Raw genomic sequence first — 22,753 nt, 5'->3', positions numbered from 1 at the left:
ATGATCAACGTGCTCGTCGCTGATGACGAACTGCCCGCCGTAGAGGAACTTGCCTTCCTCCTGGGCCGGGATGAGCGCATAGGCGCAATCCACCGTGCATCCTCCGGTGCCCAAGCGCTGCGGACCCTGGAAACAGAGGCCGTGGACGCTGTCTTCCTCGATATCCACATGCCCGCCCTCTCAGGCCTGGACATCGCAAGGGCCATTTCCCGCAGCAGCCGTCCGCCCGCCGTCGTGTTCGTCACCGCGGATGAAGACTGTGCACTCGAAGCCTTTGACCTCGCCGCCGTGGATTACCTTCTGAAGCCCCTCCGCGCCGAGCGGCTTGCGCGTTCCGTGGACCGGATCAGTGAGCTCATCAAGGACGGCACACCCGCGCCGGAGATGATCACGGTGGACCTGGGCAGCACCACCCGCATGATCCGCCGGGACGACGTCACCTATGTGCAGGCCCAAGGCGATTATGCGAGGCTGCACACCGCCGAAGCCAGCTATCTCATCCGGGTACCGCTCAGTGATCTGGAACAAAAGTGGGCGGACGCCGGATTCATCCGGATCCATCGTTCCTACCTCATCGCACTGAACCACGTACAGCACCTCAAGCTTTCCGCTACGGGGCCCAGCGTTGCGGTGTCGGGGGCTGAACTACCCATCAGCCGCAGGCACCTGCCCTCGGTCAGGGACAAACTGCACTCCACCCGCATCCGGCCGCAAGGATGACACGCGTCCGCGTAACGGCCCCACGCCAATCGGCCACAACGGCCCCCGGAAAGTCGGCATATCCAAGGGAAATTACCGAGGACTCAGACGCCGGACGGATCTTTGTCCGCTCCCTGATCCGGTCCCAATTGCGCTTGGCCCTGGTGGTGGCCTGTGGGTTCCTGATAATTCTCGCCGTTCTGGCACTCTTCCTGGTCTACGGTCCCGGGGTCGCCGAAACCCGGATCGCCGGCATTCCCCTGGACTGGCTGGTGCTTGGCGCAGGCATCTACCCCGTGATCGGACTGAGTGCCTGGCTCTACAACCGGGCAGCAGCCCGCAATGAGGCCCGCTACCGGGACCTTGTGGAGGACAAGTGAACCCTGCCGTTGGCCTCTTCGCTTTCCTGGCAGTGTCCCTGGCAACTGCCGTCATTGGCTTCTACGGCCTGCGCATTTCACGGACCACCGGCGACTTCTACGTAGCCTCACGGACGGTCCCGCCCTGGTGGAACGCATCGGCGATCGGTGGCGAGTACCTCTCCGCCGCCAGCTTCCTGGGCGTCGCCGGACTGATTCTGCTCTCGGGAACCGATGCCCTGTGGTTCCCCGTGGGGTACACCGCCGGCTACCTCATGCTGCTGCTCTTCGTGGCCGCTCCCCTGCGCCGCTCGGGCGCCTACACCATTCCGGATTTCACCGAAGCACGCCTGGACTCCAAGCTGGTCCGGCGGGTGACCAGCCTCATGGTGGTGGCCATAGGCTGGCTGTACATCGTGCCGCAACTGCACGGCGCAGCGCTCGCCATCCGGATCACCACCGGCCTGCCATCGTGGGTAGGCTCGACGGCGGTAGTAGTGGTTGTGTGCCTGACCGTGACCGCAGGGGGCATGCGCTCGATCACTTTTGTTCAGGCCTTCCAGTACTGGCTGAAGCTGACCGCTTTGGCAGTACCGGTGATCTTCGTTCTGCTGGTGCTTGCCGGCAACGATGCCCAGCCCCTGGCGCCCCTGCCAGTGAACCCCACCGGCCAAGGTGCTGCCGGAGCGTACCAGCACATCTCGCTGCTGGTAGCCCTGCTCTTCGGGACCCTTGGCCTCCCCCACGTGCTGGTGAGGTTCTACACCAACCCGGACGGCCAATCAGCCCGGCGGACAACGTTGATTGTGTTGGGGCTGCTCTCGGTGTTCTATCTCTTTCCTACGCTCTCCGGGGCGCTCGGGAGAATGTTCACCCCGGAACTGGCACAGTCCGGCCAGGCCGATGCCCTGGTCCTGCTGCTGCCCGGAAGGCTTGTGGGAGGCATGGCCGGTGACCTCCTCTCTGCCCTGGTCGTGGCCGGTGCCTTCGCCGCCTTCCTGTCCACCACATGCGGGCTGGTGGTGTCACTGTCCGGCGTCATCAGCCAGGACCTTTTTGGAGGAAGCGTCAAGGGCTTCCGCCTCGCCGCGGTGCTTGCCGCCGTCGTGCCTTTGGGTTTTGCCTTGATGACCGACACTCTTGCCCTGGCCGGAAGCGTGGGCTTGGTATTTGCGTTCACGGCATCCACCATTTGCCCGCTGCTGCTGCTGGGGATCTGGTGGCGCGGACTCACCGATGCCGGCGCTATTGCAGGCATGCTGACCGGGGCGCTGCTCTGCGGCGGAGCTATGGTGGCCGGTACCCTCATGGGCCCCGGGAATGCCCCCGCGTGGCTGGCACAGCCTGCGGCGTGGAGCGTTCCGGCTGCGTTCGCGGTAACCGTCACGGTGTCCATCATGACCAAAAACCGCGTTCCGAAAACGGTGAACCGGGTGATGTCGCGCCTGCACGTGCCGGAGCGGCCGGTAGTGACGGAGAGATAGCGGCAGCAAAGCCGTTGTCCGTTTCCCCCGCAGGGTGGACAATGGCGCCATGTCCGAGGAACCGGGTGCGGCCAGTACGGAACCACCGCCCCCTCCGGAGTTATCGCCCAGCATCCGTGCGCAATTGCTGGCCACGGAGCACTGGAGCCTGCTGGCATCAAGGAGCACCACCCAAGGCGAAGTCCTCACCCGCATCAGCATGTTCCTGACGTTTACCTCGGCAAGCCTGCTCAGCGTGGCGCTGGTAGGTAACGCCACCCAGTTCTCGGATGCGTTCAGGGCCTTCGCGCTGACGATTTTCAGCATCGACGTTGTGGTTGGCCTGTTGACACAGATCCGCGTACTCAACGTCGGCATGGAGGACCTGATGTATGTGGTGGCCATGAACAGGCTGCGTGCCGCTTACGTGGACCTCGATCCGGGCATAGCCAAGTACTTCATGGCCAGCTACTACGACGATATGGCGGGCGTCAGCCGCACCTACTACTTCCTGGGCCCCCGGAGTTCCCTCATCCAACTCGCGGGCAGCAGCATGATCTTCATGGTCACGGCCAACTCTGCGCTCCTGGCGTTATGGACCGGATCTGTACTTTTGGCACTGGGGCTACCCATGGTTGCCTTTGTGTCCGCTGCCGTTGTGGTGGCCTTGGCGTTCTCCATGGTTTCCATGCTGGTGGGCAAGCGGGCCTTTGATCAGGCATTCAAGAACAATCCGCCGATCTCGCCGACCCCCGTCTAGCCCGGATTAGTCAATAGCCGCCATGAGCTCAACAACACGGGCCAGGAAGGCATCCACCTGGGCTTCTTCGTAACCCTCAGCACCCTTGGCAGCGCGGAAAACAGCCCGGCGGACTGTGTCCACGCTCAATGCCTGATCGTGCTCAAGGTAACCGATGAGTTCCTCGCACAGGGCGTCGACGTCCTCCACATTGTAGCTACGGGTCCTTTTCCCGGACGGGCGACGGAACCGCTCGCCGTCGGGCCTGTGAAGCCTGCCGCGCAGAATGCCGGAAAGCTTGCCGATCTGCCTCAACCAGGCTTCCTCGCCCTGCTGGCTGATGAGGTCATCCCTCTCGCGGCGGGCAAACGCATCTTCCAGCCGGTCCAGTGCGGCATCTACGCTGTTGGCGTCGTAGCCGCCCTTGACGGGGTCAAAAGCCACCGCCCTGACGTCTGCGCTGGCAACCTGGTCCGCAGTGCCAACCGGGTTCTCAAACGATGTCCGGGCGCGCTGGAGGAACTCGTCCACTTGCTTGGCGTTATAGCCGTACTTGCTGCGCTCCACGCGATCAAACGTTGCGGGAATCTGGCGTCGAATATCCAAGGCCACTAGTTTTCCTTCATTGGGTTGTCAGACGCCGCTCAGCAGCGCGAACAGAACATAGGCTACAGGGGCTGCGAACACGATGGAGTCCAGCCGGTCCATGACACCGCCGTGGCCGGGCAGGATGCTGCTCATATCCTTGACGCCAAGTTCGCGCTTGACCATGGACTCGGCGAGGTCTCCGGCGGTTGCTGCGGCCACCATGCCCACGGCCAGCACAAGACCAACCCACCAAGGCCGGTCAAGCAGGAAGATACAGGCCAGGACGCCAATGACCATGGCTCCGCCGACGGACCCCGCGAACCCTTCCCAGGACTTCTTGGGGCTGATCTTCGGCGCCATGGGGTGCTTGCCGAATGATGCCCCCACGATGTACCCGAACGTGTCATTGGAGACCACCAGCAGCAGCATGGACGCAATCTGCCAGGCTCCTTCAGGGATGCCGTCCGGCCAAAAACCCACCGGAGTTGGTCCACTGGCGGTGTGCAGGGACAGCGATGCAAAGCTGATGAGGAACGGAATCCACGCCAGGGTGAACACACCGGCAAACACACTCCGCGGCGCCCCGGCAGCACTTTCAATGGAACGCCACAGCAGAACGGCCACGGAGCTCGCCGTCATGGTGAAAAGCAAACCTTCAAGCCCGCCGAAGTAGGCCGATACCGGCATCACCAGGCTGCCGACCATTACGGGAACAATCGGCATCCTGGTTCCCTGCGCCTCAAGCGCCCGGAAAACCTCCCACACACCCAACACCGCGAAAGCAGTGGTGAGCAGGACAAATCCCAGCGGAAGGAACAGCAATCCACCCAAAACGGCCAAAAGCATGGCAAGCCCGACGCCGATCGCAGCTGGAAGGTTCCGGCCCGCCTTTGGTGTTGGGTTCTTCCGCACGCGCCTGACGCGTTTGGGGGTATCGCGTGTCGGGACCCGCTCAGCGGGCGCCGGCTCAGCCTGGTTCATCAGACCTCGAGCAGCTCGGCTTCCTTGCGCTTGAGCAGTTCGTCGATGCTGTCCACGTGCTGCTTGGTCAGGGCGTCGAGTTCCTTTTCAGCGCGTGCACCCTCGTCTTCACCGGCTTCGCCATCCTTGACGAGCTTGTCCAGGGAATCCTTGGCTTTGCGACGGATGCTGCGGATGGATACCTTGGCGTCCTCACCCTTGCCCTTGACGATCTTCACGTACTCTTTGCGGCGCTCCTTGGTGAGCTCCGGGATGGTCACGCGGATGACGTTGCCGTCATTGGAAGGATTGGCGCCAACCTCGGAGTCGCTCAGGGCTTTCTCGATGTCACGCAATGCGGTTTTGTCATAGGGGGTGATCAGGATGGTCCGGGCATCCGGCACACCGAAGGAGGCCAGCTGCTGCAGCGGAGTAGGAGTGCCGTAGTACTCCACGATCACCTTGTTGTAGAGGGCGGGGTTGGCCCGGCCAGTACGGATCGAGGCGAAATCGTCCTTGGCTACCTCCACCGCTTTGTCCATCTTCTCGCCGGCTTCGAGCAAGGTCTCTTCGATCACGGGTTTCTCCTCAGAAATAGTTGCTGCCCAACTTCAGGCGGCAATGCACAGTAAAGCAATGCACAGTAAAGATCCGCCACTATGGGCGGACGGTCCTAGAAATATCCTAGCCCTTGCTAGGGAGTAACCAGGGTTCCCAGCGTTTCGCCGAGGATGGCACGGGTTACGTTGCCCTCGCCCTCCATGCCAAAGACCACCATGGACAGGCTGTTGTCCTTGCACATGGTCATAGCGGTCTGGTCCATGACCCGGATGTCACGGCGCAGGGCGTCGTCGTAGCTGAGGACATCCAATTTCTCGGCCGTGGGGTCTTTCTTGGGATCTGCGGTGTACACGCCGTCCACGCCGCTCTTGGCCATGAGGACCACGTCGGCGTGCACTTCAAGGGCACGCTGCGCTGCGACAGTATCCGTGGAGAAGTACGGCAGACCGGCGCCTGCGCCGAAAATGACCACCCGGCCCTTTTCCATGTGGCGGATGGCCCGGCGCGGAATGTAGGCCTCTGCAACCTGGCCCATGGTGATGGCGCTTTGGACGCGGGTTTCAACCCCGGCCTGCTCCAGGAAGTCCTGCAGCGCCAGGCAGTTCATCACGGTGCCCAGCATGCCCATGTAGTCTGCGCGGGAGCGGTCCATCCCGCTTTGCGACAGTTCAGCGCCGCGGAAGAAGTTACCACCGCCTACGACGATCGCTACTTCGACTTCAGTGACAGCGGCCGCGATCTGCTTGGCGATGGCGCGTACTGTCTCAGGATCGACGCCGAGCTTGCCTCCGCCGATCACCTCGCCGGAAAGTTTCAGAAGTACACGTCGACGGGTCTTCTCGGGCTGGATAGCAGTGTTGACGGTTTCCATGGTGCCTTCCCGTTGGTGGACTCTGGCTAGATTATCGTGCTGTGGGTCCGCGCAGGTACTACCCGGACGGGTGCATGAAAAAGGGGCGGCCACCGAAGTGACCACCCCTTTTCATGTAGTACTAGTTTCCTACGCGGAAACGGGATACTGCGGTTGCCTTGACGCCGGCTTCTTCGAGGACCTGTGCAACAGTCTTCTTGGAATCCTTGGCGAATGCCTGGTCAACCAGAACTTCACCCTTGTAGAAGCCGGTCACGCGGCCTTCCACGATCTTCGAGAGAGCAGCTTCGGGCTTGCCTTCAGCCTTTGCGGTCTCTTCGGCGATGCGGCGCTCGGACTCGACCAGTTCGGCCGGGACGTCTTCGCGGGTCAGGTAGTTCGGAGCCATGGCAGCAACGTGTACAGCGACGTCGTGAGCGGCGGTGGCAGCGGCTTCGCCTTCACCGTCAACAGCGAACAGTACGCCCACCTGGGCGGGAAGGTCCTTGGACGTCTTGTGCAGGTAAGCGTCAACGGTGGTGCCCTCAACGCGGGAGATGCGGCGGACAACAACCTTTTCGCCGAGGACTGCGCCCTCTTCAACAACAACCTCGGACAACGGCTTGCCGTCAACCTCAGTGGCCAGCAGGGTCTCGAGGTCGGCTGCGCCGGACTCGACTGCAACGTTGAGGACCTTGTCAGCCAGCTGGATGAACTTGTCAGCCTTGGCCACGAAGTCGGTTTCGCAGTTGACCTCGATCATTACGCCAACGCCACCGTTGACCTTGGCAGCAACCAGGCCTTCAGCAGTGGAACGGCCTTCGCGCTTGGTAGCACCCTTGAGGCCCTTGATGCGGATAATCTCGATGGCCTTCTCGGCGTCACCGTTGGCTTCGTCAAGAGCCTTCTTGACGTCCATCATGCCGGCGCCGGTGCGCTCGCGCAGGGCCTTGATGTCAGCAGCAGTGTAGTTCGCCATGTGAACCCCTCTGTCTAGAAATTTGTGTGTTTACATAACTGACAGGACGGCAGCCCACCCTGTGAGCCGCCATCCTGTCAGTTGCCCCCAACGCCGTTCAGGGCATCAGGGAAGGTCCAGATTTACTTGGCTGCTTCGGCTTCGCCGGCTGCAGCTTCAGTTGCCTCGGGAGCCTCAGCTGCGGGAGCTTCTGCTGCCGGGGCCTCGGTTGCCGCTGCTTCTTCGGCCTTGCTGCCTTCGAGGAGCTCGCGCTCCCACTCAGCCAGGGGCTCTTCCGGAGCTTCGGTGGTGCCGGTTGCGCGCTGGTTACGGGCGATGAGGCCCTCAGCTACGGCGTCGGCAACAACGCGGGTGAGCAGGTTGACGGAGCGGATGGCGTCGTCGTTACCCGGGATCGGGAAGTCAACTTCGTCGGGATCGCAGTTGGTGTCCAGGATGGCAACAACGGGGATGTTCAGCTTCTTGGCTTCGTCAACAGCAAGGTGTTCCTTCTTGGTGTCAACAACCCAGAGAACCGAGGGAGCCTTGGTCAGGTTGCGGATACCGCCGAGGTTGGACTCAAGCTTGGTGAGTTCACGCTTGAGGAGCAGGAGCTCCTTCTTGGTGTAAGCGGAGCCGGCGACGTCGTCGAAGTTGATCTCTTCGAGTTCCTTCATGCGCTGGATACGCTTGGCAACGGTCTGGAAGTTGGTGAGCATACCGCCCAGCCAACGCTGGTTGACGTACGGCTGGCCAACGCGGGTAGCCTGCTCGGCAATTGCTTCCTGAGCCTGCTTCTTGGTGCCAACGAACAGGACGGTGCCGCCGTGGGCGACAGTAGCCTTGACGAACTCGTAAGCGCGGTCGATGTAGGACAGCGACTGCTGAAGGTCAATGATGTAGATGCCGTTGCGTTCCGTGAAGATGAAGCGCTTCATCTTCGGGTTCCAACGACGGGTCTGGTGTCCAAAGTGGACGCCGCTGTCAAGCAGCTGGCGCATAGTTACGACGGGCATGCCGACGCTCCTTCCGGCAGGTCATTCATGAGAGAGCCCATGGGGCTGCTCTTACCCTGCCAATAGTTGACGGTTGTTTAGCCTTTGCCCGGACGGGCGTGGCTCCTGGCATCCATTGCACTTCTCATCCGGCGTGGAACCTAAGCTCAGCCGGACCGCAAGAGGCACAATCCCCCGCAGCACAAAACCATGAGGCTTCGCTGGTGGAGGGCTGGATACGCGTAGTCAGCCTGGGACCCTCACATATCTGAATGAGACATGCTCCTGAACTAGCTTGAGGGCACAGCAAACTGCTCCACTTAGTGTACTACAACGGGCCCACCGCTTTGACCGCACGCGACCCTCAGTTGTCCACATAAGCCAACCCGGGGATCGCTTCTCCTTCGCCATCACGGAAGGCTGGATCCATGGCCCATTTGAAGCTCTTTACCTCCACCATTCTGGCCCTCGTTGTCATGGGAGGGGCGATCACCACTGCGCCCACGCCAGAGCCATCCCCGCCCGAGACCCGCTGGAGCTGGCCACTCTCCCCCAAGCCGTCCGTCCTGCGGACGTTCGACCCTCCGGACAAGCCGTGGCTCAGCGGGCATCGGGGCGTGGATTTAGGACCAACGTCCGACGCCGCACCGGTCACCGCGCCGTCCGACGGTGTGGTGACGTTTGCAGGCACCGTTGTTGACCGCCCGGTACTGACTATCGATCAAGGCAACGGCCTCAAGAGCAGTTTCGAACCAGTGACCAGCGAGCTGAAAGCCGGTGACGCCGTCCGCAAAGGGCAGGCGATCGGAAGCCTGTCCGCCGGCCACTGCGGCCACGTCGCCTGCCTGCATTGGGGCGTGCGGCATGGAGAGGATTACGTCAATCCACTGGGCTTCGTGGAGGACATGCGGCCGTCCATCCTGCTGCCGCTCCTGTGAGTCCCCTGCTGCCGCTCCTGCGAGTCCCCTCTAGCCAGGTCCACGTGTTTGGGTCCCGCCAGGCCAGCAAACGTTCTAGACGATTGCCGAGACGCCTGTGATAGCCCGGCCGGTCACCAAGGTGTTGATCTCGTGAGTGCCCTCGTAGGAGTAGATGGCCTCGGCATCGGAGAAGATCTTGGCCATTCCGTAGTCCGTGACGATTCCGTTGCCACCCAGGATGCTGCGCCCCAGCGCAACGCTTTCGCGCATGCGTGCCGTCGTGAAGGCCTTCGCCAGAGCCGACTGCTCATCCTTGGCCACACCCGCGTCTTCGAGTTGGGCCAGACGAACCATCATTCCCATGGAAGCTACGGTGTTTCCGAGGATCTGGACCAACTGATTTTGCACCAACTGGAAAGCGGCCAGCGGACGCCCGAACTGCTGGCGCTCAACGGCGTAGCTGCGGGCGACGTCAAAGGCTGCCATCTGTAGCCCCACCGCCTGCCAGGCGACAGCCAGGCGGGTCACTTTCAGAACCTTGTTGGTGTCACGGAAGCTGTTACCGTTGGCGAGCTTGAAGAAGTCGGGCACCACAACGTTGTCCAGGATGATGTCCGCGTTCTGCACCGTGCGCAGGGAGATCTTGTTCTCGATCTTGCTGGCGGAGTAGCCCGGCACAGTGGTGTCCACCAGGAATGCCTTGACCTGATTGTCGGCCACATCCTTGGCGTAGATGACCACCCAGTCGGAGAAGGTCGCGTTGCCGATCCAGCGCTTGGCGCCATTGAGGATCCAGTTATCGCCGTCACGCTTGGCAGTAGTGCGCGTTCCACCGGCCACATCCGAGCCGCCCAAGGGCTCGGTCAGGCCGAAGGCGCCGATCTTCTTAAGGGAGTAGATGTCCGGCAGCCAAGCATCCTTCTGCTCCTGCGACGCCAGCGCCTCGATGGAGCCGGTGAAAAGGCCGTCATGGACACCCATGAAGGTGGCAATCGAGGCGTCGGCGCGGGTCACTTCAGCGTGGAGCATGCCGGCAAACAGATTGGAGTAACCCTGGCGACGGACGGGGCTGACCAGATCCAGTTCGCCAAGCTTCGGGATGAGGTCCATCGGGAACTCGCCACGGTTCCAGCAGTCCACGGCAATGGGCTTGACTTCACGGGCCAGGAATTCGCGGACTTCGGCGAGGCGGTCCTGCTCTTTTCCGGTCAGCATCTGCTCAAAGGCGTAGAAGTCGCCATCGGCATACGGAAGGGTTGTGGCGTCGAATGCAGCGTTGGACATGTTCGCTCCTTCAGGGTGGTCACCTGCGACCAAGACTAAGTTACTGATCAGTAACATACCGCACCTGTGGGGGAACGCAAAAGAGCCGTGGCCGACGAACATGATTCGTCGGCCACGGCTCCCGTGTGAATGTAGGGCTACTCGGACTTGAACCGAGGACCTTAGGATTATGAGTCCCGCGCTCTAACCAGCTGAGCTATAGCCCCGTGACGCCCGGAGAGCCACCGCAAAGCAGCGGTTCCGGGCAAAGCACTCTAGCAATACTAATAGCTAATGGGGAGTGCTTGTGTCACACCACCATGTCCTCGTAGGATGCGCCCCGGTAGAGGTCCTCGAACGTCTGGAGGGTGGTGTTGATGCTGTGCGGTTCCACCATCTCCCGGCTCAGCTTGCCCATGGCCTCAAGTTCGTCCTGGGGAAGCTTCACCAGTTGGGTGATCCGGCCGGCAAGCTCAGTGCTGTCGTTGGGGGTGAAGAGGTAGCCGTTCTCGCCGTCACGTACCAGATGCGGCAGGGCCATGGCGTTGGCCAACAGCACGGGCGTGGAGGCGGACATGGCCTCCAGGGTCACCAGCGACTGAAGCTCGGCCGTACCGGGCATGCAGAAGATATCGGCCTTGATGTAGGCCTCCCGCAGGTCTTCATCACTGGCGAGTCCGAGGAACCTCACCCTGTCCCCCAGCCCAAGCTTGGCAACCTGTGCTTCAAGGGCAGGACGAACTTCCCCGCCGCCCACGATTTCCAGGTTTACGTTCAGTTCACGGGGCGTCTTGGCCACCGCGTCAATCAGCACGTCAATGTGCTTTTCCTCGGCAAGCCTGCCCACAAACAGAACCGTGGGGTTGGCGTGCGGCTCTATGGCTTCACCGGGCTGCAGCTCATAGGCGGAGGAATCGATGCCGTTGGAAAGGGGCAGGACCTTCCGCAGGAAAGCATGCTGATGCATGGCCTTGGCAGCGAGGGGCGTGGGCGTGGTGACCACGTCCGCCTGGCCCATGACTTTGCCCATGTCCTTCCAGGAAATCCGGCCAACGATGTCTTTGAACCACTGCGGGAACGGAAGGAACGGATTGAGGTTCTCTGGCATGAAGTGGTTGGTGGCCACAATCCGGATGCCACGCTTCACGGCCTCGTAAAGAACGTGCTCACCAATCATGTAGTGGCTCTGGATGTGCACTACGTCCGGCTGCACTTTGTCGAAAAGAAGGCTGATTTCCTTCTTGATTTCCCAAGGGAAGCAGATGCGGAAGTACTCATGGGTGAAGACGCCATGGGAGCGCAGCCGGTGAACGGTGGCTTCATCGCGGAACTCGGTGTAGCTCTTGCCCGTGTCCGGACGGCAGGCCAATACGTGCACGTTGTGCCCGCGTGCCGTCATCCCCTTGGCCAGGCGGTAGCCGAACTGGGCGGCACCGTTGACGTGCGGCGGGTAGGTATCCGCCGCAATCAGTATGGTGAGGGGCTTGGTGGTGTCGGGAATGGTCACGTGGAGAACTCCTGATGGTCACGGTGCGGACAGCACTGCTTGTGGCAATGCTGCGGTGTCGCCGGGTTGCCGCCCGCAATAGCGGTGGCGCAAGGTCAAGCTTTGCCTTGGGCCTTCCGGCTGGCAGCCGCCTTCGCATCTTTCTTGCGTTTGGTGACTTCCGGATGGTGCCGGCTCAGGGCAATAACCCCCACGATAGCAAGCGTAGCGGCCGCGGCCATGGCGATAGCCATCACGGCGTGGACATCGGGACGAAGCTCACCAAGGATCACAATGCCGATTGCGATGCCCACCATGGGGTCGATCACGGTCAATCCGGCAATAACCAAGTCCGGCGGGCCACCGGAATAAGCACTCTGGACGAACCACGAGCCCAGTCCCCCGGCCGCCACAATTGCTACGAGTGTGTACCACTGGACGTTGAGCAGGAACAAACCGTTGGGATCGAGCAGGTGCTTGCCGATGATCCGGGTCAACACGGCAACAAAGCCGAACAGGACACCGGCCCCCAGTATGTAGATGAAGGCGCTCATGCGGTGTTTGAACATCACCGCAAGGGTTCCAAAAATGCCCACGGCAAGAGCCAGGAGGAGAACGATCGTCAGTTCGTCGTCGCTGTTGACGTGATGGTTCTCCTGGGTGACATTGACCGCAAGCAGCACGAATAGCGCCGAGCCGGTAACACAAGCGCTGATTGCCACCACGGTTGCACGGTTGATGCTCAAGCCCTGGTCCTTGGCGTTGACCACGGTGGTGATGACCAGGGCAATGGCGCCGATGGGCTGCACCACCGTCAGCGGTGCAGACACAAGGGCTATGGCATTCATCACCATCCCCAAGGCAAGGAAGAGCAATCCGAGCATCCAGCGGGGATTTCGCAGGAGCCGCAGGAAACCATTGGAGCTTAGCGCCAGCCCACCGGTATCGGCTTTGACTGCACTGCCTTGCCGCTGAGCGCCAATAGCGAGGAAGAAGGCACCAAGTACCGCAAGGAAAACCGCCAGCCAGACCATCAGCCTCGTCCGCCGTCGTCGGTTTTCAATTCTTTTCCTTTACGCAAGATGGCCCAGTAGTAGTTGTAAGCCGCCACCCAATGGCCCACCAGGCCTAAGCCCAGGAAGGTCCAGGCAGCCACGAAATAGACGTCGGTGAACGCGATGGGCAGCTTGGACAAGACCAGCAGTGGCGTTCCTACCAGCAGCAGCGCCGTGCGGATCTTGCCAATGACGCTAACCGGAAGGTCCGGGTGGCTCCTGAAGTAGATCAACGAGGCAATGGCCAGGACGGCGTCCGGGACCAGCAGCGCTGCCAGGTACCACCACTGCACGACGCCGGCAATCGCCAGGGTGACTGCGACGGCCAGCAGTGCAGCCCGGTCTGCCATGGGATCCAGGATCCGGCCAAGCTTGGAGGTCTGGTCGAAGCGCCTGGCAATGTAGCCATCCACCCAGTCGGTGCTGCCCATGATGACGAGCACCAATACCGCGAACCCATACTCCTGTTCGGACAGGACCAGCCAGACAAACAGCGGCACGCCCATGAAGCGAAGAACTGTGAGGATGTTGGGGACAGTGAAAATGAGGTCGTGATCAACCTGCGGCCTGTCAGGGTGCGACCCGGCTCCGATTAATCTCATGTGCGTCCCCCTTCCTCGTCTTCAGAGTTGATGGCGCCTCCAGTATTGAAGGCCCCCCCTGGATGCTACTTTTTCAGCAACTTCCGCAGCGCAACAACGAAGACCACTGCAGCGGTGGCGAAGGCCGCGAGGTCCTTCCACCGGGCGGCGAGCCGTTCGGTGAGGCTCGGAGGTACGGAGTCACCGAGGTCAGCAAGTTTCGCTGCTGCGAACTCCTTGCTCTCCTGGAACTTTTCGTTGGCGCTGTGCAGCAAAGCCTGGCCCTGCTTCTTGACGTCCAGCTGCTCACCGAGCTCGTCACGAACGCCGGTGAGATGTTCACGGCGGCGCTTCAGTCGCGAGCGAAGCTCAGCTTCGGTGGGCGCCTTGACGGCATCAGCTTCCTTGGCGGCTTCCTTTGCAGCCTTCTCTGCCTTGGCCTTTTCAGCGGCCGCTTCCTTCTCAGCCTTTGCTGCCTTGGCCGCGGGCGAGTTGGGATCCAGGATGGACTCGTCAAAGTCCGAGCCTTCCTTGGCAATTCCAAGATCGTGCTTGATGCCCCGGATGGTGTCCTCGGGGACCAACGGCATGGCCTTCTTGAATTTGGCTATTCCTATCAAGGAGGCAATTGCCACAATCACCAGGAAGAACGCGGCAACAATAAGGGCCGCCAGCCAGCCGGGCATGATGGTTGCCAAACCGAGGATTGCCGCAACCACCAGCGCAATGACAAGGAGCGCCAGGAAAACAAGCGCTACTGCGAAGAATGCGCCCGCTACACCTACCTGCGTGGCTTTTCGCTTGAGCTCAACCTTCGCCAGGGCGATCTCGTCATTGAGCTGCCTTGGAGCCAGCCTTGCTACGAGCTTGAGGGTCTTCGGCAAAGTACGAATGGCTGGTCCTTGACTGGGCCGGCCGGTGTGACGTCCACTCATGGGTTCCGCCTAACTGCTTCCTCTGGGCATCGTGTAAAGCGAACGCGGCTAAAAACGATCCCGCGTGCACCTGTCCTCAAAGCTATCATTCAGGTTCCTGCTGAACTTTCGGGATGAGGCTCCGGCGCGCCCGTCATACCACCAATAAATATGATCTGGGCCATAGGATAGATGATCGTGACCCCTCCCATTGCTCCGGGCGATTCTCTGAGCCGACGCGAAAAGCTTGTCTACATTCTCCTGTTGGGCGCCCTGACCGCCCTCGGTCCGTTCACGATCGACCTCTATCTTCCCGCTTTCCCGGCGTTGGAGGAGAGTTTTGATGTCTCAGCGGCGGCTATTCAGCTCACCCTGACTGGAACAACGGTTGGCTTCGGGCTGGGCCAACTGCTGGTGGGACCTTTCAGTGACAAGGTGGGGCGTCGGCTGCCATTGATTCTGGCCACGGCAGTGCACATCGGCTCATCGCTGGGTGCGGCTCTGGCGACGGACATCGGGATGTTGTCCTTGTTCCGGGTACTCATGGGAATCGGTGCTGCCGGAGGCGGCGTTGTGGCCATGGCAATGGTCCGGGATCTCTTTCATGGCTATTCCATGGTCCGGATGTTCTCAAGGATGTCCCTGGTCAACGGCCTTGCCCCCATCCTTGCACCGGTGATCGGATCCCAACTGCTGCTGGCTTTCCCATGGCCCGGTATTTTCTACTTCCTCGCCGCATACGGCCTGCTGGTCATCCTGGCTTCGATCTTCTTCATCAGGGAAACACTTCCGGCTGAACAGCGCGGCAAAACCACCGTCACCGTGGGTCAGCGCTACAAGACCGTCCTGACGGACAGGATTTTTGTGGGCATGGTTCTTGTGGGAAGCCTGAATTTCGGTGGACTGTTCGCTTACCTCTCAGCATCCACTTTCCTATTCCAGAACGTTTACGGCTTCTCTCCCCAGGAATACGGCATCCTGTTCGGCATCAACTCCCTGGGCATCGTGGCCGGTGTGCAGATCAGCTCGCGGTTGATCCGGCGGGTGGCCCCGCAATGGATCGTGGCCGGGGCAACAATCTTCATGCTGTTCACCGCCCTCCTGATCGTGCTGCTTGACGTGCTCGGGGTGGGCTTGCTGGGCATCCTCATTCCTTTGTGGTTCTACATTTGTGCCACCGGCTTCATGTTCCCTTGCGTGCAGGTCCTTTCCTTGGCCAAGCACGGCGCACAAGCGGGCACCGCCGCATCGCTCCTGGGTGCATCGCAGTTCATGATGGCCGGCATTGTCCCACCGGTGGTGGGTTGGTTGGGCGTCAGTTCAGCAGTGCCCATGGGCGCCGTCATGGCCGCGTGCATCACGGGCGCCATTGCCGCGCTGTGGCTGGTGGTGCGGCCCCGGTCCGTTCCGTCCATTCATTAGCAACGGCACCTCAATGGCACCGGCACCGTAGGCTGTGACCATGACGAATAGACCGCACCGCAATGGCCGGGGCCTCTTTTTGGGTGCACTCCTTGGCGCTGTCGCCGGTGCCCTCCTTGGCCGCGCCGCGGGCAGCGCACTGTTTGGTGCCATCCTGGGTGCCGTGATCGGTGCCGCAATCCTCTACCGCGTAAATCCTGGCCCCTGGAAGCGCGACTGAGCGGCCCCGCACAGCCGACCCGCCGACGTCGGGAATCATCAAACCCTCCCCTAACTGCTGGCCGCAGGGCAGAATGGTGGCCAGCCGGGGTAACCGGTGCTTGAACCGGTGAAGGGGACATCACATGAGCACGGCTGTTGTATTTCGGGGCAGTGCGCGCGGCCTGGCCATCCTGCGGAGGTTGCCGCTGACACTTGCCCTGGTGGTGCTTTTGTGGGTGCTCGGCGCCATCTCCGGCAGCCTCATCAACGGCCCCGGCCAAGACCTTCTGGACCAAGTGGGCATCGGCCTGGCCGTGGAGCCGGGACCGTGGTGGTCGATTTTCACTTCGGCGTTCTTCGCCTCTTCCTTGCTCGACTATGTTGCCTGCACAGCGGCGATCCTGGTGGGCGTGGGCATCGCCGAACGCGTCATGGGCCCGTGGCTTGCCCTGGCCGCCTTCATGGCAGGTTCTGCCCTCAGCGCCCTGGTTCTTGTGGTGCTGGTGACTTTTGGTACCGATGCCAGCGACCAATGGCTCAGTTTCCTGGGCGGTGAATACGTGGTGGGTGCCTACGGCGGCGCTGCCGCGGCGTTGGGATGCTCGACGGCGGCGCTTGAGGCACTATGGCGTCGGCGCCTGAGGACGTGGCTGCTGGCCGCCACACTGATGTTTGCCCTTTTTGTGGGCGTTGCCCAGACGCTGCAGGCTCTGGCCGGGGCCGTGATCGGCATCCTTGCAGGATGGGCCATCCAGTCGTTGGCCCTTCGCCGCCGGGCGGGATCACTGCATTCCTCAAGTCTTCGCGAAACACGGTTCCTGGTGGGTACGGTGGTGGGCGTCTTCGCCGTGGGTCCACTGCTCACCCAGCTGACTGGAACGTGGGAAATCGGGCCCCTCTCGGTGGTCTCAGAGGTCATGCTCCAAGCCAGTCCGGACGCCGATGAGGTTCAGGAAGCGTGCAACAACGACAACAACTGTGTCAGCCTGCAGAGCATGGTGGGCGTCCAAAGCTTCGGCGCGGCCATCCTGACCCTGATCCCGGTGCTGCTGCTGCTGGTCTGCGCCGAGGGACTGCGACGCGGCCGCCGGCTGGCCTACCGGCTGACGCTTGTCATCCAGTTGTACCTGGCCGCCGTCACCATCCTGTCGATCCTCCAGTACGTCACGGATCCCGGTGTGGCGCTGGGCGATGACGATTTCGCGTATCTTCTGCTGTACGCGGTCCCTGCGGTCCTCGCCCCGATCATCATCTCCGCACTCCTGCTGGTAAACCGGCATAAGTTCCGGGTGGAATCCAGCGATGCCGGCTACCGGGTCCTTGGCCGGACCTCGCTCATACTCGCCGTGGCCGCCGTGATCGTCTATGTGATCTTCTGGTTCGTTGAAGGCAACCCCGGCCGCTCTACCTTGTTGGACCTTGCCGGGCAACTGACGCACATCCTGGTTCCCTTTCCCGTTCCTTTCGTGGTGGCTCTGCCCCAAGGCCTCCTCAGCACCGTTCTCTACGGGCTGGGCGGGGACATCATCTGGCTTTGCATCCTGGTGCTTGTCCTGAACAACTTCCGGCGGTTCAGGATGCTGGCTACGGATCCGGCGGCGGATCTGGGGCATGCCCGGGAGTTGTTGCACGATGGTGGCGGCACGCTGTCCTGGATGGCGCTGTGGGACAACAACCAGTACTGGTTCACCCCGGACCGTAAAGCCGGTGTTGCCTATCAGGTCCACAACGGTGTGGCGCTCACCGTTGCGGGCCCCTTTGGTGCCCGCGAACAGCAGGCCGAGGCAGCCACAGGTTTCGTGGGGCACTGTGCCAACCTGGGGCTGATCCCGTGCTTCTATTCAGCCACGGCAGAACTTGATGTACCGCTTCTCCCCTATGGCTTCAGGAAATTGGAAGTTGCCGAAGAAACTCTCCTGAGCGTCCAGGCCATGACCTTCAAGGGGAAGGAATGGCAGAACGTCCGCACGGCTTTGAACCGTGCGGACAAGCTCTCCATCAAAGATCTCTGGTACCCCTACCCTGAGATGCCGCCGGGGATCAGGGCTCAGCTGGCTGAGATCTCCGAAGAATGGGTGGCGGATAAAGCACTGCCTGAAATGGGCTTCACCCTCGGTGGCCTGAATGAACTCAAAGATCCCGAGGTCCTGTGCTGCGTGGCTGTGGATGACGAGGGGTTGGTCCATGGGGTTACCAGCTGGCTCCCCGTCTTCCATCACGGGGCCATCTCAGGGTGGACCCTGGACTTCATGCGACGCCGCACCACAGGCTTCAAAGGCGTGATGGAGTTCCTCATCGCTTCTGCTGTAACTCACTTCAAGGAACAAGTGCCCCAAATATCCTTGTCCGGCTCGCCGCTGGCCAATGCCGGAGCCGGCGCCGGCGAAGGTGACCGCAGCACGCTGGACCGCGTCCTGGCACTCCTGGGCAATGCCTTGGAACCCATGTACGGTTTCAAGTCCTTGGCCGCTTTCAAATCAAGGTTCCAGCCCGAGCACCGGACCTTGTACATGTACTATCAGGACCCGCTGGCTTTGCCCTCGATCGGCATTGCAGTGGGTTCGGCCTACCTGCCGGGGCTCTCACCGGCGCAGAGCGCCGCTCTGCTGCGGCAAATGGTAGCCAAGGAACCGGCAGCATGACGCTGCACCGGGCACTCCTGCCATGAACGAACTCCTGAAGCTCGAAATCAGCGGCCCTGTTGTGATGGCCATCGCCGGAGTGATCGGCGTGGGGTTCTTCCTGCTGCTGTTCCTCAGGCCGTCAGCTCGCTGGGCCCTCACCGCAGCCACGGCCATAGTGGTGGCGGGCCTGATAGGTTGGCTCACCGTCTGGCTGGTGGAGGACGTCCTGGACGTCTTCCATGTGGGCCTGACGCCGCGGGTATGGTTCTGGGCCATCGCCTGCTTCGCCGCCCTGGGTCTGGCCGTGGTCAGCTTCCGCAACAACCCACGGTGGCGGAAGGTGGTGGCTGCGGCGTCCATTCCCGTCTTCGTGCTGGTGGCCGCCCTGGGCATCAATACAGAGTTCGGACTGAACAAGACGTTGGGCTCAGCGTTGGGAATCTCCACGGAGGACGCCATCCAACTGGCCAAGCCGGACCCTGACGCTTCCACTCCGGCAGGTCCGCTGTGGCAGAGCTGGAAGCCCCCGGCGGACCAGCCGGCAAAGGGCGAGGCGGGCACACAGGTCATCCCAGCCACCGTCTCCGGGTTCAACGCCAGGCCTGCGGGGATCTACCTGCCCCCTGCTGCGTTGACAGCGCACCCGCCCAAACTGCCCTTGTTCGTCCTCATGATGGGCCAGCCCGGCCTGCCTGATCCGCAATACGTTTCCGCTGCCTTGGACGAGTTTGCAGCGAAAAACAATGGTTTGGCCCCGATCGCGATCGTGGCAGATCAGATCGGTCCGGACCAGGATGACACCCTCTGCCTGGACACCGCCAAATACGGCAACGTGGAGAAGTACATCAACGTGGACGTTGTTAACTGGGCCAAAGCCAATTTGAACATCCTCCCTGACCGTGAGCACTGGACCATCGCCGGATACTCCAACGGCGGGCAGTGTGCCATCTCGTTTGCGGTCAAGTACCCGGAGATGTGGGGAAACGTGGTGGACATATCAGGCGAGGAATTTCCTGGGGCCGAAGACCCCGCCGGCAACCTTGCAACGATCTTCAATGGAAACCAGGGTGCCTACGACGCCCAAAAGCCCATCAACATCATGAAGGGCAAGCAGTTCCCCAACACCACGGCAGTGTTCACGGTGGGGTCCGACGACGCCACTTACGTGGCCGCCGCCAAGGCAGTCTCAGCAGCCGCCCGGGATGCAGGGATGACAGTGACGTACTACGAGGTTCCCAACGGCGGCCACGTTGGCCTGGCACTGAATGCCGGGCTGAGCAAAGGATTCGAAGTGCTCTATCCCAGGCTCGGTCTCTCCAGGTAGCACCTGCTCTTTTGCAGTTCATATCCCGGCGATAAAGTTGAGGTGTGCCACATGGGCAAGAACTGCAGCCGCTTCCGGCACCCTGGCAGCGAAGGGATGAACGCATCCTGCCGCTGTGGTGGGACCGTCTGTGCTCGGTGACCAGCCCGCAATCGGCCGCCCTCTACGCCGCAGGGCTTTTCACCGATGATCGTCGCCGGCCCATAGCGCAGTGGTACAACCCCGAAACGGACGCAGCCCTCCTGGTGGCTCCAGAGACTTCGCCCGAATGGCCGGTCCAGCGCTTCGGCATCTTTTACGCCCCGCCTGGAGGGGGCTTCACCCGCGTCTATTCCGCGCCGCACGAATGGCATCCCCGGGAACCCAGGACACCACCCACCGAGCAGGACTCGTTCCTGGCAGCCGTGGCTGAAGCGGCCCGGTTCCTGCAAGTGGAAATGGATTTCGTCTAGGAAAGTCCAGGAAAAAGACGGACCCCGCACCAGCTGTAAAGCCGGTACGGGGTCCTGATGCTCCTCCGACTGGACTTGAACCAGTAACCCTTCGATTAACAGTCGAATGCTCTGCCAATTGAGCTACGGAGGAATGAAGCGGTTATGACTTTAGCAAAGGTTCTACCGGAATGCGAAATCGGCGCCGCATACCCCTCGGGGGTATAAAAATACCCCCGTTCCGAGTGATCGAAACGGGGGTATTGCGCGCTCCTCCGACTGGACTTGAACCAGTAACCCTTCGATTAACAGTCGAATGCTCTGCCAATTGAGCTACGGAGGAATGAAGCGGTTACTAGCTTAACAGGGGCCCGCCGGAAAACGAAATCGAGGTTTTCAGCCGTCGGAACGCAATGCCCTGCGCTCCATTTCGAGCTGCATCAGCTCCCGGTTCAGCCGTTGGAACTCCTCCGGATTCGCTCCTGCGTCCAGGCGCTGCAACTGTCCCATCTTGTCTGCCTTGATTCTGGTGATCTGCAGCTCGAAAAGGCGGGCCAGGATGTCACGGCAGTACCGCTGCATTGCCTCGGCGGTGCTCGCAGGCAGGGGCGTCACGGCCAACTCCGAGACCAGGGCCCTCAGCGGCTCGGGGACTTCCTGGCGGACCTGCTCCACCCAAGCCACAGGGTCTTCGGAGTGGGCCAGTCCGGCAGCCCGCACGGCAGTGTGGACGGCCGCGTAGGCCGGAGTGGTGAAGTGCGAGGCCTCAAAGCGCTCCCAGGCTCCCCCGCCCAGCACGCCAGGCTCCTGGAGGATAACTTCAAGCGCCTGGCGTTCCATGCCGGCGATGGGGTCCCTGGGGTCCGGGCGCTGGAAGACCGGACCGCCCGACGCCGGTGCTGCCGCCGCCGGACCGCCTGGACCGGCCGCACCGCCTGGACCGGCCGCGCCGCCAGCGTTTGCCGCACCGCCAGTGTTGGCCGTACCGCCGGCAGCAGCGCGCTTGGCGGCAGCTCCCACGTAGCCGCTGACTTCCTCGATGGGCATGCCCAACCAACCGGCCAGGTTCCGCGTGTAGCCGGGCCTTGTGGCAGAGTCCCGGATCTGGGCAACCACCGGGGCCGCTTCACGCAGGGCAGCTACGCGGCCTTCCACGGTGTCCAGATTATGCCGCCGGAGAGTTGCCCGGATGGCGAACTCGAAGAGCGGCTTGCGGGTGCTGATGAGTTCGCGCACTGCGGCATCGCCCTTGAGTTGACGAAGATCACAGGGGTCGGCCCCGGACGGCTCCACCGCAACGTAGGTCTGGGCGGTGAAGCGCTGGTCTTCCTCGAAGGCGCGCAAGGCTGCCTTCTGACCGGCGGCGTCGCCGTCGAAGGTGAAGATGACCTCTCCCCCGCTGCCGTCGTCCGAAAGCAGCCGGCGGGCAACCTTGATGTGTTCGGTACCGAAGGCAGTACCGCACGTGGCCACCGCCGTCGTAACCCCTGCAAGGTGGCAGGCCATGACGTCCGTGTAACCCTCAACCACCACCAGTTGCCGCTCCTTGGCGATGTTCCGCTTGGCGATGTCAATGCCGTAAAGGACCTGGGACTTCTTGTAGAGCGTGGTCTCGGGGGTGTTCAGGTACTTGGGGCCCTGATCATCTTCGAAAAGCTTGCGGGCACCGAAGCCGATGGTGTCCCCGGCGATGTCCCGGATGGGCCAGATCAGCCTGCCACGGAAGCGGTCATAGATTCCGCGGTTTCCTTCCGAGAACATTCCGGTGAGTTTCAATTCAGCGTCCGTGAACCCCCGGCCGCGCAGGTGTTTCAGCAGAGCGTCCCAGCCCTGGGGCGCGTATCCCACGCCAAAGTGTTCCGCGGCGGCACGATCAAATCCGCGGCCGAAGAGGAAGTTGCGTCCATCGGCCGCTCCGGGAGTCAGCAGCTGGGCGCGGAAGAACTCATCGGCGATCTTGTGGGCGTCCAGCAGGCGTTGGCGTTTGCCCACTTCCTCGCGGCTGGGGCCGGTGCCGCCGTCCTCATAGCGCAGTTCGTAGCCGATTCTGGCAGCGAGTTTTTCAACGGCTTCGTGAAAGGAGCTGTGGTCCATTTTCTGGACGAAGGAAATGGCGTCGCCGTCCTCGCCGCAGCCGAAGCAGTGGTACCTGCCCACTTGCGGGCGAACAGTGAAGGAGGGCGAACGTTCGTCGTGGAAGGGGCACAGGCCCTTGAAACTGCCCAGCCCGGCGCCCTTCAAGGTGACGTAACCGTCAACAACTTCCTTGATATCCGTGCGCTGGCGTACTTCGTCAATATCTTCACGTTTGATCAGGCCAGCCACGTCACCATCCTAGTCGTTTGCGCCGGGAGTCCCCG

At 61.8% G+C, this 22,753-nt stretch carries 22 protein-coding genes and 3 tRNA genes; 10 read left to right on the top strand and 15 right to left on the bottom strand.

Going from position 1 to position 22,753, the window contains the following annotated elements:
• From ABI796_RS07080 to ABI796_RS07065, 4 genes are read left to right on the top strand one after another with little or no spacing between them, the layout of a single operon-like run.
• Nucleotides 1-720: a LytTR family DNA-binding domain-containing protein gene (locus ABI796_RS07080; RefSeq protein WP_141286182.1), complete on the top strand. Its 720-nt coding sequence runs from the start codon at nucleotides 1-3 to the stop codon at nucleotides 718-720.
• Complete coding sequence (locus tag ABI796_RS07075) at nucleotides 717-1,079, top strand: hypothetical protein (protein WP_141286180.1); 363 nt, start codon at nucleotides 717-719, stop codon at nucleotides 1,077-1,079. Before ABI796_RS07080 ends, ABI796_RS07075 begins: the two co-directional genes overlap by 4 nt.
• Nucleotides 1,076-2,542, top strand: a complete 1,467-nt coding sequence (locus ABI796_RS07070; RefSeq protein WP_141286178.1) for a cation acetate symporter — start codon at nucleotides 1,076-1,078, stop codon at nucleotides 2,540-2,542. The genes ABI796_RS07075 and ABI796_RS07070 overlap by 4 nt, the downstream gene beginning before the upstream one ends.
• 49 nt (nucleotides 2,543-2,591) lie before the next feature.
• Entirely contained in the window at nucleotides 2,592-3,281 is a 690-nt protein-coding gene (locus tag ABI796_RS07065) for a hypothetical protein (protein ID WP_141286176.1), read from the top strand.
• Nucleotides 3,282-3,287: 6 nt separating this feature from the next.
• Here ABI796_RS07065 and ABI796_RS07060 read toward each other — a convergent pair whose 3' ends face one another.
• From ABI796_RS07060 to rpsB, 6 genes are all read right to left on the bottom strand, one after another.
• Nucleotides 3,288-3,872, bottom strand: a complete 585-nt coding sequence (locus ABI796_RS07060; protein WP_141286174.1) for a DivIVA domain-containing protein — start codon at nucleotides 3,870-3,872, stop codon at nucleotides 3,288-3,290.
• 21 nt (nucleotides 3,873-3,893) lie between these two features.
• A complete protein-coding gene (locus tag ABI796_RS07055) occupies nucleotides 3,894-4,829 on the bottom strand; it encodes a phosphatidate cytidylyltransferase (protein WP_141286172.1) in 936 nt (311 codons plus the stop codon).
• Nucleotides 4,829-5,386: a ribosome recycling factor gene (gene frr / locus ABI796_RS07050; RefSeq protein WP_011774219.1), complete on the bottom strand. Its 558-nt coding sequence runs from the start codon at nucleotides 5,384-5,386 to the stop codon at nucleotides 4,829-4,831. The genes ABI796_RS07055 and frr overlap by 1 nt, the downstream gene beginning before the upstream one ends.
• Nucleotides 5,387-5,502: 116 nt before the next feature.
• Nucleotides 5,503-6,240 carry a UMP kinase gene (gene pyrH / locus ABI796_RS07045; RefSeq protein ID WP_014921238.1) on the bottom strand — a complete coding sequence of 246 codons (738 nt, stop codon included), beginning with the start codon at nucleotides 6,238-6,240 and terminating at the stop codon, nucleotides 5,503-5,505.
• Between the two features lie 121 nt (nucleotides 6,241-6,361).
• Nucleotides 6,362-7,198 (bottom strand): translation elongation factor Ts, encoded by an 837-nt coding sequence (tsf, locus tag ABI796_RS07040; protein WP_141286170.1) that lies wholly within the window; start codon nucleotides 7,196-7,198, stop codon nucleotides 6,362-6,364.
• Nucleotides 7,199-7,320: 122 nt separating this feature from the next.
• A complete protein-coding gene (rpsB, locus tag ABI796_RS07035; RefSeq protein WP_017199410.1) occupies nucleotides 7,321-8,193 on the bottom strand; it encodes a 30S ribosomal protein S2 in 873 nt (290 codons plus the stop codon).
• Nucleotides 8,194-8,600: 407 nt separating this feature from the next.
• Between rpsB and ABI796_RS07030 the strand changes: the two genes are divergently transcribed.
• Nucleotides 8,601-9,110, top strand: coding sequence for a M23 family metallopeptidase (locus tag ABI796_RS07030; RefSeq protein ID WP_141286168.1), 510 nt, complete (start codon nucleotides 8,601-8,603; stop codon nucleotides 9,108-9,110).
• A 75-nt stretch (nucleotides 9,111-9,185) separates the two neighbouring features.
• Here the strand turns inward: ABI796_RS07030 and ABI796_RS07025 are convergent, their stop codons facing one another.
• From ABI796_RS07025 to ABI796_RS07000, 6 genes are all read right to left on the bottom strand, one after another.
• The gene (locus tag ABI796_RS07025) at nucleotides 9,186-10,376 is read right to left on the bottom strand and encodes an acyl-CoA dehydrogenase family protein (RefSeq protein ID WP_141286166.1); all 1,191 of its coding nucleotides are present in this window, start codon (nucleotides 10,374-10,376) and stop codon (nucleotides 9,186-9,188) included.
• A gap of 132 nt (nucleotides 10,377-10,508) precedes the next feature.
• A tRNA-Ile gene (locus tag ABI796_RS07020) sits at nucleotides 10,509-10,582 on the bottom strand.
• A gap of 83 nt (nucleotides 10,583-10,665) precedes the next feature.
• Nucleotides 10,666-11,862, bottom strand: coding sequence for a glycosyltransferase (locus ABI796_RS07015; protein WP_141286164.1), 1,197 nt, complete (start codon nucleotides 11,860-11,862; stop codon nucleotides 10,666-10,668).
• A 95-nt stretch (nucleotides 11,863-11,957) separates the two neighbouring features.
• The gene (locus ABI796_RS07010; protein WP_024820270.1) at nucleotides 11,958-12,875 is read right to left on the bottom strand and encodes a DMT family transporter; all 918 of its coding nucleotides are present in this window, start codon (nucleotides 12,873-12,875) and stop codon (nucleotides 11,958-11,960) included.
• Nucleotides 12,875-13,498: a CDP-alcohol phosphatidyltransferase family protein gene (locus ABI796_RS07005; RefSeq protein ID WP_141286162.1), complete on the bottom strand. Its 624-nt coding sequence runs from the start codon at nucleotides 13,496-13,498 to the stop codon at nucleotides 12,875-12,877. Before ABI796_RS07005 ends, ABI796_RS07010 begins: the two co-directional genes overlap by 1 nt.
• 65 nt (nucleotides 13,499-13,563) lie before the next feature.
• Nucleotides 13,564-14,412: a phage holin family protein gene (locus tag ABI796_RS07000; RefSeq protein ID WP_141286160.1), complete on the bottom strand. Its 849-nt coding sequence runs from the start codon at nucleotides 14,410-14,412 to the stop codon at nucleotides 13,564-13,566.
• A gap of 171 nt (nucleotides 14,413-14,583) precedes the next feature.
• On the opposite strand from ABI796_RS07000, the gene ABI796_RS06995 reads away from it, so the two are divergent.
• The 5 genes from ABI796_RS06995 (at nucleotide 14,584) to ABI796_RS06975 (ending at nucleotide 20,414) form a co-directional block, all read left to right on the top strand.
• Nucleotides 14,584-15,813: a multidrug effflux MFS transporter gene (locus ABI796_RS06995; protein ID WP_141286158.1), complete on the top strand. Its 1,230-nt coding sequence runs from the start codon at nucleotides 14,584-14,586 to the stop codon at nucleotides 15,811-15,813.
• 40 nt (nucleotides 15,814-15,853) lie between these two features.
• Complete coding sequence (locus ABI796_RS06990) at nucleotides 15,854-16,033, top strand: glycine zipper domain-containing protein (RefSeq protein ID WP_141286156.1); 180 nt, start codon at nucleotides 15,854-15,856, stop codon at nucleotides 16,031-16,033.
• 124 nt (nucleotides 16,034-16,157) lie between these two features.
• Nucleotides 16,158-18,656: a bifunctional lysylphosphatidylglycerol flippase/synthetase MprF gene (locus ABI796_RS06985; RefSeq protein ID WP_141286154.1), complete on the top strand. Its 2,499-nt coding sequence runs from the start codon at nucleotides 16,158-16,160 to the stop codon at nucleotides 18,654-18,656.
• 22 nt (nucleotides 18,657-18,678) lie between these two features.
• Nucleotides 18,679-19,962 (top strand): alpha/beta hydrolase, encoded by a 1,284-nt coding sequence (locus ABI796_RS06980; RefSeq protein ID WP_141286151.1) that lies wholly within the window; start codon nucleotides 18,679-18,681, stop codon nucleotides 19,960-19,962.
• 44 nt (nucleotides 19,963-20,006) lie between these two features.
• A complete protein-coding gene (locus tag ABI796_RS06975; protein ID WP_141286149.1) occupies nucleotides 20,007-20,414 on the top strand; it encodes a hypothetical protein in 408 nt (135 codons plus the stop codon).
• 60 nt (nucleotides 20,415-20,474) lie between these two features.
• On the opposite strand, the gene ABI796_RS06970 is transcribed toward ABI796_RS06975, so the two are convergent.
• The 3 genes from ABI796_RS06970 to dnaG all read right to left on the bottom strand — a co-directional run bounded on the left by ABI796_RS06970 (nucleotide 20,475) and on the right by dnaG (nucleotide 22,718).
• Nucleotides 20,475-20,547: transfer RNA gene (locus ABI796_RS06970), tRNA-Asn, on the bottom strand.
• A 116-nt stretch (nucleotides 20,548-20,663) separates the two neighbouring features.
• A tRNA-Asn gene (locus tag ABI796_RS06965) sits at nucleotides 20,664-20,736 on the bottom strand.
• A gap of 53 nt (nucleotides 20,737-20,789) precedes the next feature.
• A complete protein-coding gene (dnaG, locus tag ABI796_RS06960; RefSeq protein ID WP_141283618.1) occupies nucleotides 20,790-22,718 on the bottom strand; it encodes a DNA primase in 1,929 nt (642 codons plus the stop codon).
• Nucleotides 22,719-22,753: the final 35 nt, after the last annotated feature.

It is taken from the genome of Paenarthrobacter aurescens (assembly GCF_041549525.1).
GTDB lineage: Bacteria > Actinomycetota > Actinomycetes > Actinomycetales > Micrococcaceae > Arthrobacter > Arthrobacter aurescens.
This window is presented reverse-complemented; position numbering and strand designations above follow the sequence as displayed.

Bases quoted from the DNA above. Each gene is read 5' to 3' on its own strand.
- pyrH (WP_014921238.1), bottom strand. From the start codon at position 6,240: ATGGAAACCGTCAACACTGCTATCCAGCCCGAGAAGACCCGTCGACGT.
- ABI796_RS07075 (WP_141286180.1), top strand. From the start codon at position 717: ATGACACGCGTCCGCGTAACGGCCCCACGCCAATCGGCCACAACGGCC.
- ABI796_RS07010 (WP_024820270.1), bottom strand. From the start codon at position 12,875: ATGGTCTGGCTGGCGGTTTTCCTTGCGGTACTTGGTGCCTTCTTCCTC.
- ABI796_RS06980 (WP_141286151.1), top strand. From the start codon at position 18,679: ATGAACGAACTCCTGAAGCTCGAAATCAGCGGCCCTGTTGTGATGGCC.
- ABI796_RS07025 (WP_141286166.1), bottom strand. From the start codon at position 10,376: ATGTCCAACGCTGCATTCGACGCCACAACCCTTCCGTATGCCGATGGC.
- ABI796_RS06995 (WP_141286158.1), top strand. From the start codon at position 14,584: ATGATCGTGACCCCTCCCATTGCTCCGGGCGATTCTCTGAGCCGACGC.
- ABI796_RS06985 (WP_141286154.1), top strand. From the start codon at position 16,158: ATGAGCACGGCTGTTGTATTTCGGGGCAGTGCGCGCGGCCTGGCCATC.
- ABI796_RS07065 (WP_141286176.1), top strand. From the start codon at position 2,592: ATGTCCGAGGAACCGGGTGCGGCCAGTACGGAACCACCGCCCCCTCCG.
- rpsB (WP_017199410.1), bottom strand. From the start codon at position 8,193: ATGCCCGTCGTAACTATGCGCCAGCTGCTTGACAGCGGCGTCCACTTT.
- ABI796_RS07080 (WP_141286182.1), top strand. From the start codon at position 1: ATGATCAACGTGCTCGTCGCTGATGACGAACTGCCCGCCGTAGAGGAA.
- ABI796_RS07005 (WP_141286162.1), bottom strand. From the start codon at position 13,498: ATGAGATTAATCGGAGCCGGGTCGCACCCTGACAGGCCGCAGGTTGAT.
- ABI796_RS07055 (WP_141286172.1), bottom strand. From the start codon at position 4,829: ATGAACCAGGCTGAGCCGGCGCCCGCTGAGCGGGTCCCGACACGCGAT.
- ABI796_RS07030 (WP_141286168.1), top strand. From the start codon at position 8,601: ATGGCCCATTTGAAGCTCTTTACCTCCACCATTCTGGCCCTCGTTGTC.
- tsf (WP_141286170.1), bottom strand. From the start codon at position 7,198: ATGGCGAACTACACTGCTGCTGACATCAAGGCCCTGCGCGAGCGCACC.
- ABI796_RS06990 (WP_141286156.1), top strand. From the start codon at position 15,854: ATGACGAATAGACCGCACCGCAATGGCCGGGGCCTCTTTTTGGGTGCA.
- ABI796_RS07000 (WP_141286160.1), bottom strand. From the start codon at position 14,412: ATGAGTGGACGTCACACCGGCCGGCCCAGTCAAGGACCAGCCATTCGT.